Source organism: Methanobacterium bryantii (assembly GCF_002287175.1).
Classification (GTDB): Archaea; Methanobacteriota; Methanobacteria; order Methanobacteriales; family Methanobacteriaceae; genus Methanobacterium_D; species Methanobacterium_D bryantii.
In genome coordinates this window covers 117,682-130,448 of sequence record NZ_LMVM01000040.1, presented here as the reverse complement: position 1 = coordinate 130,448, position 12,767 = coordinate 117,682, and the positions used below count along the sequence as shown (strand labels likewise).

General features: G+C 33.5%; 14 protein-coding genes and 1 tRNA gene. 7 read left to right on the top strand and 8 right to left on the bottom strand.

Going from position 1 to position 12,767, the window contains the following annotated elements; translation table 11 throughout:
• Positions 1 to 6: 6 nt before the first annotated feature.
• The 5 genes from ASJ80_RS15610 to ASJ80_RS15590 all read right to left on the bottom strand — a co-directional run bounded on the left by ASJ80_RS15610 (position 7) and on the right by ASJ80_RS15590 (position 5,278).
• Complete coding sequence (locus ASJ80_RS15610; protein ID WP_069583821.1) at positions 7 to 801, bottom strand: NAD+ synthase; 795 nt, start codon at positions 799 to 801, stop codon at positions 7 to 9.
• A gap of 213 nt (positions 802 to 1,014) precedes the next feature.
• The gene (locus ASJ80_RS15605) at positions 1,015 to 2,277 is read right to left on the bottom strand and encodes an Nramp family divalent metal transporter (RefSeq protein WP_069583820.1); all 1,263 of its coding nucleotides are present in this window, start codon (positions 2,275 to 2,277) and stop codon (positions 1,015 to 1,017) included.
• Positions 2,278 to 2,289: 12 nt separating this feature from the next.
• On the bottom strand, positions 2,290 to 3,534 hold the full coding sequence (locus ASJ80_RS15600; protein ID WP_069583819.1) for a magnesium transporter MgtE N-terminal domain-containing protein: 1,245 nt from the start codon (positions 3,532 to 3,534) through the stop codon (positions 2,290 to 2,292).
• Positions 3,535 to 3,561: 27 nt separating this feature from the next.
• A complete protein-coding gene (locus ASJ80_RS15595) occupies positions 3,562 to 4,014 on the bottom strand; it encodes an Lrp/AsnC family transcriptional regulator (RefSeq protein ID WP_095652123.1) in 453 nt (150 codons plus the stop codon).
• Positions 4,015 to 4,291: 277 nt separating this feature from the next.
• Positions 4,292 to 5,278, bottom strand: coding sequence for a TRC40/GET3/ArsA family transport-energizing ATPase (locus ASJ80_RS15590; RefSeq protein ID WP_069583817.1), 987 nt, complete (start codon positions 5,276 to 5,278; stop codon positions 4,292 to 4,294).
• Between the two features lie 270 nt (positions 5,279 to 5,548).
• Between ASJ80_RS15590 and ASJ80_RS15585 the strand changes: the two genes are divergently transcribed.
• From ASJ80_RS15585 to ASJ80_RS17770, 3 genes are all read left to right on the top strand, one after another.
• A complete protein-coding gene (locus ASJ80_RS15585; protein ID WP_069583816.1) occupies positions 5,549 to 5,914 on the top strand; it encodes a Pepco domain-containing protein in 366 nt (121 codons plus the stop codon).
• Positions 5,915 to 6,274: 360 nt separating this feature from the next.
• Positions 6,275 to 6,357, top strand: a tRNA-Leu gene (locus ASJ80_RS15580).
• Complete coding sequence (locus tag ASJ80_RS17770; RefSeq protein WP_255360690.1) at positions 6,333 to 6,458, top strand: hypothetical protein; 126 nt, start codon at positions 6,333 to 6,335, stop codon at positions 6,456 to 6,458. Before ASJ80_RS15580 ends, ASJ80_RS17770 begins: the two co-directional genes overlap by 25 nt.
• A 221-nt stretch (positions 6,459 to 6,679) precedes the next feature.
• Here ASJ80_RS17770 and ASJ80_RS15575 read toward each other — a convergent pair whose 3' ends face one another.
• The 3 genes from ASJ80_RS15575 to ASJ80_RS15565 form a co-directional block, all read right to left on the bottom strand.
• Positions 6,680 to 7,657 carry a hypothetical protein gene (locus tag ASJ80_RS15575; RefSeq protein ID WP_069583815.1) on the bottom strand — a complete coding sequence of 326 codons (978 nt, stop codon included), beginning with the start codon at positions 7,655 to 7,657 and terminating at the stop codon, positions 6,680 to 6,682.
• Between the two features lie 8 nt (positions 7,658 to 7,665).
• A complete protein-coding gene (locus ASJ80_RS15570) occupies positions 7,666 to 8,643 on the bottom strand; it encodes a hypothetical protein (RefSeq protein ID WP_069583814.1) in 978 nt (325 codons plus the stop codon).
• A 243-nt stretch (positions 8,644 to 8,886) separates the two neighbouring features.
• Entirely contained in the window at positions 8,887 to 9,195 is a 309-nt protein-coding gene (locus ASJ80_RS15565; protein ID WP_069583813.1) for a hypothetical protein, read from the bottom strand.
• 332 nt (positions 9,196 to 9,527) lie between these two features.
• On the opposite strand from ASJ80_RS15565, the gene ASJ80_RS15560 reads away from it, so the two are divergent.
• The 4 genes from ASJ80_RS15560 (at position 9,528) to amrS (ending at position 12,600) form a co-directional block, all read left to right on the top strand.
• Positions 9,528 to 9,929: a Zn-ribbon domain-containing OB-fold protein gene (locus ASJ80_RS15560; protein WP_069583812.1), complete on the top strand. Its 402-nt coding sequence runs from the start codon at positions 9,528 to 9,530 to the stop codon at positions 9,927 to 9,929.
• Positions 9,898 to 10,350 (top strand): sirohydrochlorin nickelochelatase, encoded by a 453-nt coding sequence (gene cfbA, locus ASJ80_RS15555; protein ID WP_069583811.1) that lies wholly within the window; start codon positions 9,898 to 9,900, stop codon positions 10,348 to 10,350. The genes ASJ80_RS15560 and cfbA overlap by 32 nt, the downstream gene beginning before the upstream one ends.
• A 49-nt stretch (positions 10,351 to 10,399) precedes the next feature.
• Positions 10,400 to 11,431, top strand: coding sequence for a thiamine-phosphate kinase (thiL, locus tag ASJ80_RS15550; protein WP_069583810.1), 1,032 nt, complete (start codon positions 10,400 to 10,402; stop codon positions 11,429 to 11,431).
• Between the two features lie 161 nt (positions 11,432 to 11,592).
• The gene (gene amrS, locus ASJ80_RS15545) at positions 11,593 to 12,600 is read left to right on the top strand and encodes an AmmeMemoRadiSam system radical SAM enzyme (protein WP_069583809.1); all 1,008 of its coding nucleotides are present in this window, start codon (positions 11,593 to 11,595) and stop codon (positions 12,598 to 12,600) included.
• Positions 12,601 to 12,767: the final 167 nt, after the last annotated feature.

Sequence of the window (12,767 nt, the reverse complement as noted above, 5' to 3'; positions counted from 1 at the left end):
ATAAATTTAATCAATCTCAATAAGGGAGGGTGAGGATAACTTATGTTTTGATGATTCCACCATGTTTTTAACCCTTAAGACTTCATCTTCTTCAATTTTAAGGCGCTCTACAATATCGGGAATGCTCAAGTTTTCATCGACCATGAGGTACAGTATTTTATCTAAAAGATCATATGTGATTCCAAGCTCATCTTCATCAGTCTGCCCTGTCCACAAACCTGCAGTAGGTGCTTTTTCAATTATATTTTTGGGAACACCAATATATTCAGCTATTTCTTTTACGTGGGTCTTGTAAAGATCACCTATCGGTAAAATATCCACTCCACCATCCCCATATTTTGTAAAATAACCCACTAATAGCTCCGTTTTATTTCCAGTTCCCATAACTAACCTATTCATTGAATTTGAATGGTAGTAAAGAAGCATCATCCGTATTCGTGCTTTTAAATTTCCATTTGCAAGTGCACTGCCGCTGCACTCAGGGCACAATTCGGGGAAAGGTTCAATTAAAGGGTCTATATGTAAATTCTTGTATTTTATTCCTAAATTTTCTGCAACTGCCTTTGCGTCTTCTATATCTTCTTTAGATGTAGTTTCACTCGGAAGTATTAGCCCAAGTATATTATCACTTTCTACTACCCTCGCACAAAGGTAAGCTACTGTTGAAGAATCGATTCCCCCACTAAGCCCTATAACTAAACCATTGGCTTTTGATTCTTCTAATCTACTTTTTATGAAGCAGCATATTTTTTCTACAGCATTTTGCACATCTAATTTGGGAAATTTAAATTCTCCTTCCATCTTAATCACAGTTTATATTTTAAAGATTCACTTATCAGTATGTTTATAATTCTTTAAATAAGACTGTTTTTATAGGATATAATTTTAAAAGTATCCTTTTTTACAGTATACAAGTTGATATGCAGATATAGTAAAATTATAATCCCGAAATTAGATAAGTTTAAACTCACTTAATAAAAAAAAATATTTTAAGAGCCCTTTAAAAAAATTAACTTATGTAGGGAAAAATGAAGTTACTACAAGGCTTATACTTAGCCCCATTACAATTACAACTGTAGCCCATGCTATATAATTAAATAACCTTGAATTTACATGTTCTCCCATTATATGTTTATCATTAATGATTAACAGCATTAATATAAGTAAAAAGGGCAATAAAATACCGTTTGCAACCTGTGAAAGGTACAGTATAGAGAGCAGCGGCACATTTGGAAGCATGATAACTATGACTGCCAGTATTATAAGCCCAAGATATAATCCATGGAATACTGGGGCTTCTCTAAAACTTTTAGAAACGCCTGCTTCAAATCCTAAGCTTTCACATACGTAATATGCTGTAGATAACGGCAGGATACTTGCTGCAAATAGAGATGCGTTTAAAAATCCAAAAGCAAACAGTAAACTTGCATATTGCCCTGCAAGAGGAACAAGTGCAGTTGAAACATCTACAACATCGTTAACCTGAATTCCATTGGCATTTATGGTAGCTGCACATGCTATCACTATGAAAAATGCCACGATATTTACGACTATTGCCCCAAATACTGCATCTAACTTGGAATATTTTAGATTCTTTAAAGTTATTCCCTTTTCTACAACAGAAGATTGAATGTAAAACATCATCCATGGAGCAATGGTTGTTCCAACCAGTCCTATGACCATGGTAATATAAGCAGTGTTAGGGACTATTTGTGGAAATACTATATTATGCGCAGCTAAAGCCCAATCAGGCTGTGAAAGATAACCTGCTACAATATAAGATAGGTAAACCAGCGATGCTAACAAAAAAACCTTTTCAACACTTTTGTAAGTACCTTTGACCACTAAAAGCCAGACAAATAATGCCGCTACAGGTAATGCAACAAATTTAGGAACTCCAAATATTCCGCTGCTTACAGCTATTCCTGAAAATTCAGCTAAAATATTACCCATATTAGCAGCAAGCAGGGCAATCATCATGACAAATGTAAGTTTTAACCCTACCTTCTCACGTATCAAGTCTGCAAGACCCTTACCTGACACAACACCCATTCGCACGCCCATTTCCTGAATAATAGCTAAAGCTATAATCATTGGAATAAAAAGCCAGACTAGATCATATCCAAATTGGGAACCTGCCAGCGAATATGTCGTGATACCTCCAGCATCATTGTCAACGTTAGCAGTTATTATTCCCGGACCCATTACTGAAAGAAAAACGATTAAACTCAAAATAATAGGGTGTTTAAATACTCTTGTAAAAATTCGAATATCCATTTAAACCCCCCATTATCTTCCAAACATTCTTGGAACGTGTTTTTTCCATGCAGTAGGCAGTACAATGTCTATAGCATCATCTACAGTGACAACACCTTGAATTTTATTTTCATCTTTAACTACAGGAAGAGCGAGTAAATTATATTTTGCAATTTTTTTCGCCACATCATGCTCTTCCTCCATTACATCGACTGATATTATGTCTCTATGCATGACTTCTGCAATTTTTTGCTCAGGATCAGCAAGCAGCAGCTCTCTTAAAGACATAACACCCACTAAAGAATTAAAATTAGATAAAATATAGATATAATAAATACTTTCTACTTCTTTGGCCATTTCCCTAAGCGCGTTAAGAGTTTCACGTGCTGTAAGGCCCTCTTTAACCGATGCAAATTCTGTGGTCATTATTCCACCGGCAGTATCTTCCGGATACTTTAAAAGTGATTCTACGTCCTTTGCTTCTTCAGGATCCATTAATTTAAGTAATTCCTGCGCCCGGTCGTCTGAAAGTTCACCTATTAAATCAGCTGCATCGTCAGGTGACATTTCTTCAAGGATGTCTGCAGCCCGCTTAGTTTCCATTTCTTCAAAAAGGCTAACTTGCCTTTCAGGAGATATTTCTTCCAAGGCATCAGCTGCAACTTCATCATCAAGTGAATTTATAATTGTAATTGAGTCATTAATACTCAGTTGATCTACAATTTCTGCTATATCTGCAGGATGAAGCTTTTTTAAGCTGTACTCTGGCACTTTTAATTTTAAACGAGAGATATCACTTTCAAGTACATCCACATCCATCCATGATATATAATCTTCTTGAAGGTTTATTTTAAGGCTGCTTGCAATCTTTTCAATACCAAGGCGCCTTAATATACCTTTGAAGCTTATATCTACTCCGATAAGTCTGTAGTATCCTCTGGTAGTTGACAATTGGAGATCGTTGATCCTTCTTATTTTTTTACCTTCCAGATCAACAACCTGTTTATCGAGGACGTCCTCTACAAGTTTAATATCCCTTTTTTTAAGATTATACTCTTTAATATCCTCAAGTTTAACTTTAAGCTTAATTTCTTTGTTTATATGATCCACATCTTCCCATGAAACAAGTATATCTTTTTTACCGGACGTACGTATGCTTACTGCCTCAACCAGCGGGTAAAGTATATTTACTGATACTATAAAGTCTTTAAACTTTCCAATTTTGTTGCCGTCGAGGTCAACTACTGTTTTTTTCATGATTTCACTTAGAAAACGCATCGTACCATCCTCCAATTAATACTGCTATCACTCCGTCCCGGGGATTATGGGAACCATATCTTCCTTAACACGCTCCATTACAATCATTTCAGTTAAATCTTCAACACCATCAACTGAACGGATCTTGCGGTTTATTAATTTATTGAGCTCTCCAATACCTGGAACCCAAACTTTAATGAGAATATCGTACTCTCCCGATACACTGTATACTTCCGATACCTCCTCAAGCTTTGATAGCTCTTCTTTAACAAATTCATGCTTTTCAGATTCTGTTTGAATTATGATTATAGCAGTTATGCTAAGGCCAATTTTTTGCCAGTCGGGTATCATTGTATAACGCTTTATTACATCTGCCTCCAGCTTTTTAAGCCGGTTGGAGATGGTTGCATCAGGAACATCAATTTCCTTTGACATTTGAGATATTGTAATTCTCGAATTCTTAATTAAGGAACGGAGTATAGCCGTGTCTATATCATCCATTGTTTATCCAACACCTGTTTGGTTATTGCAGGTTACTGTATACCAATGATCACTTATAAAGGTTTGGGAAAATTACCAACATTTTTGTAAAAGTTGAGGATTTTTCCAAAAGCACGCGAAATCTTTGGAAATATCAAAAAAAATAATAGATTATACTTAATTTTTATTAATCATAAATGAAAAATGTTCATTTTTTCAGGCAATTATTAAAAAAAATAGCTTTAAACTCAGAAGAATTTACAAAATTAAATAAAAAGAATAGAATTTAAAAAATTAATTAATTAGAAGCAGGGTTTGCTTCTGGTTCGCCGTAGAGAATATCTGCAATATGGGTAAGCTTTTCCATACCTTTAACTTCTTCTGTCTGAAGAGGTATTTGTGCTATAACCTGATTTCCAAACTTCTGCTGGATAGTTTTAAGGCGCTGTTCTTGTATTTTACGTCTTGCAGCACAGAACTCACAGTCAGCTTCTTCTGGCTGGATCTGGTTTACAATAACACCATCAGCAGTTATGTTGTACTTGGCAAGAGCTTCCATAGCCCTTTCCGATTCATAAATTGACATTTCTTCAGGTATAACAACGGTCTTGAAAGAAGTCCTTTCAGGATCTGCCATAACGCCTCTTGCTTCGCGTATTCTCTTTTTGGTTTCTTCCATGTCCTCTAAAGCACGGTCTTCTTCTTCTTCATCACCCATAAAGGGCATGATGTTTTTAAATGCTTTGGCCATACTTCCAACCTGACGCCTGATTTTAATCATCTTTCCAACCCATGAATCCATCATTTCAGGGAAAGAAAGTAATCTTAAAGTGTGCCCTGTTGGTGCAGTATCAAATACAACGATATCATACTCATCAGTAGTCATGTACTGCATGAATTTATCAAATGCAGCTGTTTCATCAATACCAGGAGCCATTGAAGCCATATCCATTTGATCTTGGAGCATTCCCATATCCATACCTGGATTCATTGCTTTCTGTTGCTCCATCTGTGCTTGATATTCTTGCATAGCAATTTCAGGATCGATTTCCACTGCTTCTAGATTTTCAGCTATTGGTGTTGGATTGTGTCCTATATTTTTCTCGTAAGAGTCAGAAAGGGAGTGTGCAGGGTCTGTAGAAATTACAAGAGTTTTTTTACCCTGTCTTGCAAACCATAATGCTGTTGCAGCAGATACTGTTGTTTTACCGACTCCTCCTTTTCCACCTATAAATACAAATGTTGTTTTTCCTTTGTTGAATTTAAAAAGGTCTTTAAATGCCATTTTAATCCTCCATAACTATATTGATAAATCAGTAAAAAAACTAGATTTTATTATAGTTACATTATGTTCTTTTTATATTTAACCTCTCCCAAAATAATTTTTTTTGTAACCTCAAAACTTGCTATTTTGAAAGGCTAATTAAGTGAGTAGCACTTTAGAGAGGGCCATATTTCTTTTAATTTATAAGGCAAATAATAAATATTTTGCTTATCATATATAAGAAAATACTAAAATTGATATAATATTTACTTAATTTAAAAGGATGATAATATGGCAGAACCTGAAAAACCGTTAACAATTCAATTTATTATACCTGATTTTGAAGTGGGAGTAACTAATGAACCATTAAGTAGCGAATCAGGAGAGTATGGAGGTGCAATGGAAGATATGAACAGATATCTCATTGGACAACCGCAAAAACTGGATTTTGATAAAGTCCAAAAAGAATTTAATGACCGTTTAGTTGAAGTTTTAAGCCTTTTATCAGAATCAAAACCAGTGCCCAACGATTTTCAAGTAGATAAAATAACTTTTTCAGTTGGTGTTAATTTAGACGGGAAAGTATCCATTTTAGGGTCCAGCGGAATATCTGTAGGATCTGAAACTGGAATTCAAGTTACTTTAGCACGTAAATAAATTATTCACCTTAAACTTGCTCAATGGTGTTAATATGCCTGTTTTAAAAAGAGATAGGAAAAAACTTCACAAACCTAAAAGGATCCCTGAAGAACCTATTCGTTACAGACGGATGAGTAAAAAGACCAAAAAGTAGCAATATCTAAAAATAATTGGGAAATTTTAATTTTATTTGTAAATTGCATATTCTTAAGTCTTTAATCTAACATTTATATTCAACTAAATAACACTACTTGAGATTGTACAGGAATCACGAAACGTTTTTATAGAAAAAATATTAGATAGATAACATCAAACTATTTACAATATTTATTTTTGAGAGTTTAGATAAATTCAAATATGAAATTTATATTTTAAGCTGCAGGGGTTCCCGAGCGGTCAAAGGGGATAGGTTCAGGGCCTATTGGTGTAGGCCTTCGTGGGTTCGAATCCCACCCCCTGCACTATTTTTTTAATGAAAGTTAGTACCAAACCTACAAGACAAAGAAGCACAGCTGTAGACTCATATAATCAAATTCTACCTGATTTAAGGACATTCACATGAGAATACTAACAATTTAACTATCAAAATTTTCCTTAAATCTTATTTTATCAAATTTAGATAAATTATATCCTAATTAGAGTAAAAAAAGCATTTTAGCATGCGCTACTGTGCTAATTTATTTTTTTATTTAAATATATAACTAAAATATAATGTATTCTGGTTTACTTTTAGTTTTTTTAAAAATTAAATAGAAATGTAAATTTCATTGTACTAATTGAAATTTAATACCAAACTTTTAAGACAAAAAAACACGGCTGCGGTCCCAAATAACTAAGTTTCACATCATCTAAAGGTGTTCCCCTTGGGACACCAATGACGTAACTATCAAAACTATCCCGTGAATCCCCCTCTAAAACATGGAACCATAAAACAGCTTTTGTATTGTTGCCCATGACATTCCATATTTTATCATTTACCAGTACCGGTCCACTATTAAATTTTTCATTACAATCTCCAGGAGCGTCGGCCCTATCAATTCCCCACCTTGCAGAATCAACCACATATGCAGGATCAGTAACTACATAAAAGTCTGTTGAGTTTAAATCTCCTCCAGTAACATTAAAATGATGACATGTCCATCCCCGATCTCCTGTTTTAGAATTATGACCTGTTTGTGGGCAAACTTCCCCTTCAATTTCTTGTTCACCAAGCCCATGTTGATCTTTATGTCTTCCAATTTTAACTACAGCAGATATATGCATAAATTCACACAATACCGTCCTATTTGCAACTGCAACTTCCGAAGCACTCTCTGGAACTGTATCATTCATCACTATGATTGGGCTCAATGATAGATCTATAGGATAGATCACCATGCTGGAATCAACACAATAGGGTAGTAGACCGCCATACATAAGCGGAGCATAATTATCTTTCAGTTTTAAAATTTTTAGAAATGAAAGTGTATTTGGAACCGTCTGGTTTGCCTCTTTTTTTGCAAGTCCTGGCACAGTACTACCACTGATTCTATATTCTTCCCATTTATCAGGCGATCCTGAAGATTTTATGAGTGTATCTGCTGCATCTGCAGTTATTCTTTCAAGTGAAAGCCTTGATGAATAATCCTGCGCTTTATAGCTTACCATGTCCATAGCATCTGCAGAAATACCCAGTATAACTGTAATTACAATGAGAGCCAGCAGCACATCAAGTGAAAATATCTGTGCTTTGTTATCCTTTTTAAAGTCTTTTTTTCTCATTTAATCACTTAATATTTTGGTAAGCCGTATTTCTGCCTATGTCCATTATCTAAAAATAATTTAAAGTAATTAGACTTATTTGAATAATATACAATTCCTTTTCCAGAATAAGGATAATCATCAAATATTACATGCTCGATTGAACAGGGAGCATACATTAATCGCGAATCAGAAGAATTAGATGGCACTATAAATGTTTCAAACCCGTAATGATAACATACGGCTTTACCTTCCAATCTGCATAAAAAACAGGACCCATCACTGCTTTCATGAAAATAACCGTTATCTATGCAGTTTTTAAGCACCACAAAATGAAGAGATTTCCCGTGATTTATATACGGATCATATGGGCATTTCTTAATGAAAAGAGGAGATGTAGCATTTTCATAAATATTGGCATTTTTTAAATGTTTAACTTTCAAAAGGCTTGCAAGACTTGAGCCATAACAAATTTTTGTACTTGTATTGGTCATTTTCCCATAGTTTTTACACTTTATAAAAGGCAGAGGATCTTGAATAGGATAATTTGAGTCTATAATTGAAACATTTTGGCTTATATGCTCGTTATGAGCTACGTTACCTTTCTGAACATAAACTGTTGAATTAACTTCAATTTTAAAAGGATCTGATGTGGGATTTACAGACCATATCCTGCATGTGACATTTATATTTCCACTGTTCCCGTATCTTTCAGATAACTGATTCATTTCTTCCTGTAAACTACTTTTAATAGCGTTCCTGCTATCTGTTAGTGGAATTCCAGTCTTAACGACATTATCTGTGGTTTTTTGCAGGATTTTCTCAGTTAGAATAGGTATGTTACCTTCAATGTCTTTTGCTGTGTAAAATGTTACATCAGACTGTACCCCTAAACTTTGAGTTTCGCTGCCAGTGTGAACCATATCTACAAAAACAGCCATTAAAAGGAAAACAGGAATTATAAGTAGAAAGGTCAATCCACTCATTAAATATCCTTTTTGATCCATTCATGTCACTTTAATCAATTATCCGTTGTAAATAATGGCATAAATTATTGAAAATAATAAGCCAATAACAACAATATCAATTAATACTTGTTTCTATTACAATATATAAAGCTATATAAAGTACTTAATTTTGATATTACCACTTTTAATCGTAAATTGAATCACATCATTAAATTTAACCTGTATAAATCAATATTACACCAAAATTAGTACTATTCAAAACTAAACATGGATAAAGTTTGATTATATAATATCTTCCTTTCGTGGATATGATAAATCTGAAATCAATAAAACAATCAATACTAACATGAACAATCCCACTACAATATAATTAAGTTTATATTGTACATATATTGAAGTCAGTCCTGCCAAACTTAATGCAGCTGCCAATGAAATACAGATCTTATTTTTGTAATCCAGATATCTTTGTACACCAACTACCATGAATATTAAACCAATGAAGCATAAAAAATAGCTGACATTTATTTTAAATAAAAGAAACACTGCAAACATTAATAAACCATATATAATCCGTAAAAATGGCTTATTCATTTATACAACTCCTTTTTATTAATACATATTTTTATTACTATAATATAAAGTTATATAAAGTACTTAATTTTGATATTACTGTCTTTTAATCTCAAATGAACCCATATCATAAAATTTATCCTGTCATGATATTATTAAATTTAAAATTAATATTATTTTAGAAAATAAAAACCAAAGAATTTTATTGTAGTTAGCCCTTATAATTGCTAACAAATATATATAAATAGATCAAAAAGACATCTAAACTTACAGTTTAAATTATAATAATTAATTATTATAATTAATTTAACCCGAGTTATATCAACTCACTTTGAAAACGTTGGAGGAATCAAATGAAAGATATAGTAAGAGGATGGCGCCACATACCACAGAGGTACAGCCTAATTGGATCAAAATGTTCACAATGCGGAACAGTTTTTTTCCCAAAAAGAGTCATATGCCCAGAATGCAGAAGAAAAGGTGAACTAGAAGACCTAAAACTCAAAGGAGAAGGAAAAATCCATACTTATTCTGTCATACATACTCCTACAGATGAATTTAAGACCATTGCGCCATACGTAGTGGCCATAATTGAGCTTGAAGAAGGGGCAAAATTAACAAGCCAAATTGTTGACTGCAACCCCGAAGATGTAGAAATAGGTGATGAAGTTGAAATGGTCTTTAGAAAGATTAAAGAAGAAGGCGATGATGGAGTGATATCATATGGATACAAATTCAAACTCAAAAACTGCTAAAATAGGTATTTTACTTATAGGACATGGAAGCAGGCTGCCCTATGGAAAAGATGTAGTTAGCCAGATTGCTGAAATGTACAAAGAGAATTCCAATTATCTTGTTGAAGTAGGATTTATGAACATATCCAAACCTTCAATACCTTCTGCAATAAACAAGCTTTCAAAAGAAGGTGTAGAAAAGATAATAGTAACACCAGTCTTTTTAGCACATGGAGTTCATACTAAACAAGACATTCCACATATCCTAGGTTTAGATGATGGACATGAACATTCACATGGCCATGACCACGGCCACAGCCACGAAGAAGAGGAAGAACAAGAAGAAATTGAATTTGAAGGTGAAATTATATACACTGAACCTCTTGGCGCTGATGCAAGACTTGTTGACATTATCAAGGAAAGGGTAGCAAGTGCCCTCTAATATTTTTTTCTTTTTTAAATATTAATTATAATTAAACAAGGTTAAAATAATGCCCCGTAAAATTTCAGATGTTGGGGAAAAAGGACTTATAAAACGGATTTTAAGTAAAGCTGAAAAATCCGAATTTAATTCTACTTTTCTAGATAAATTTTCCTTTAAAAGCTTAAGTGATGATGCAGCACTTATCAATTTAGGAGATCAGTATCTAGTTACCACATCAGACATGCTTTTTAAATCTACTCATTTTCCAGATGATATGAATCATGATCAGATTGGTAAAAAGGTAGTAACCGTAAATGTGAGCGATTTAGCTGCAATGGGTGCTAAACCAATAGGAATCATTGTTTCCATGGGGCTGCCACGAGACATGTTACTTGATGAATTTGAAGAGCTAATTGAAGGCATTCTGGATATGTGTTCAAAATATGATATGAAGCTCATTGGAGGAGATACAAATGAATCTCAGGAGCTTACTCTTTGTGGAACATGTTTAGGAATTGTTCAAAAAGAAAACGTTTTAATGAAAGATGGAGCAAAACCCGGAGATATAATTGCTATCACCGGTCCTGTTGGACTTGCAGCTGCAGGATTTGAGGTTCTGTTTAATAAAAACAAATTTCAAGATTTGAATCCAAATTACAAAGATCACCTGTTGAAACATGCCTTAAATCCAAAAGCAAGAGTAAATGAAGGAATTTTACTTGCAAAAAGTGGCTTTATAACTTCTGCAACAGATATAACAGACGGCCTGGTAAGTGAAATTGATGAGCTCGTAAATGCAAATAATCACAGAATCGGCATGACATTAAATGAAGAAATGCTCCCTATCCCTGAAGAAATCCTGGAAGTAGCAGACAAAACAGGTAAAGATCCGCTAGAATTTGCTCTTTACTATGGCGAAGATTTTGAACTTCTTTTAACTGTTAAAAAAGAATGCTTTAAACAAATTGAAGAAAGAATCCAGCTCTATGAAATAGGAAATGTAACATCTTCTGGAAAAATAGAAATTCTGCATAAAGATGGGACAAAGAACATAATTAAACCCCACGGCTACGAACATTTATCCCCTAAAAAAGGTTAATTAAACCATTGATTCTATTTAATATTCTAATTAACCCAACATATTATCATTTAATACTCATCTAATTATTTTTATATCAAATCAAATATAATTATATTACAATATGGATATCCAACTTCTTGATTAAATTATAAATAAAAAGGTTTAGTGGGGGAGTAATCATGAAAAAAGAAGTCCTTATTTATGATAAATTAGATGGTGCCATGAACTGCAAAATATGCGCCCGAAAATGCGTTATTGCGGAAGGAGATACTGGTTTCTGCAGTATGAGAGCAAACATGGATGGAAAACTCTATGCCCTAAATTACGCTGCTGCATCATCTGTAGCCGTAGACCCCATCGAAAAAAAGCCTCTTTTCCATTTTTACCCAGGTTCAACTGTTTTTTCCATTGGATCAGTGGGTTGCAACTTTAGATGTAAACACTGCCAGAACTGGAATATTTCACAGGTAGATATAGAAGAAATTCCAACACAGGAACTACCTCCTGAAGAAGCAATAAGACTCACCAAACAATATGGATGTAAATCCATTGCATGGACCTACAATGAACCAACTATGTGGTTTGAATATACATATGACTCAGCAAAACTTGCAAAAAAAGAAGGAATAGCTACAATTTATGTAACAAATGGATACATGAGTAAAGAATCATTTGAAATGATAAGTCCATACCTTGATGCTGCCAATATCGATTTAAAAGGAATGTCTGACAAGTTTTACAAGGATTTATGCCAGGCCAGGCTTCAACCTGTCTTAGATAATATAAAGAGATTTTACGAAAATAAAATCCATATCGAGATAACAAATTTAATTATACCTGGGTACAACGATTCTGAAGAAGATATTAAAGCTTTAGTGAACTTCATGGTAGATGAAACAGGATTAGAAGTTCCTCTACATTTTACAAGATTTTTCCCATACTATGAATTAGGCCAATTACCACCAACACCAGTAGAATCACTCCAGAGAGCTTATAAAATTGCAAAAGATGCGGGAATGAAATATGTATATGTTGGAAATGTTTCTACAGGTGGTGAAGAAAGCACATTTTGTCCAGAATGTGGAAAAATGGTTATACTGCGAAATGGGTTTGAAGTTGTAAGTAACGAAATTAAAGAAAAAGGAATATGCCCTGCTTGTAAAGCAAAGTTAAATATTATAACTTAATCTAGCTGTAAACTTAAAATAATTACATTTACATATTCAATAACTAAATTATTATAATTTTAGAACAAGTTAAAAATACATTTGAATTATTAAATCATTAAAAAAATAAAAACCCTCGAAAATCTGTCGAAATTTTAATTTCGACAGCAAAACACAAGGTGTTTGCA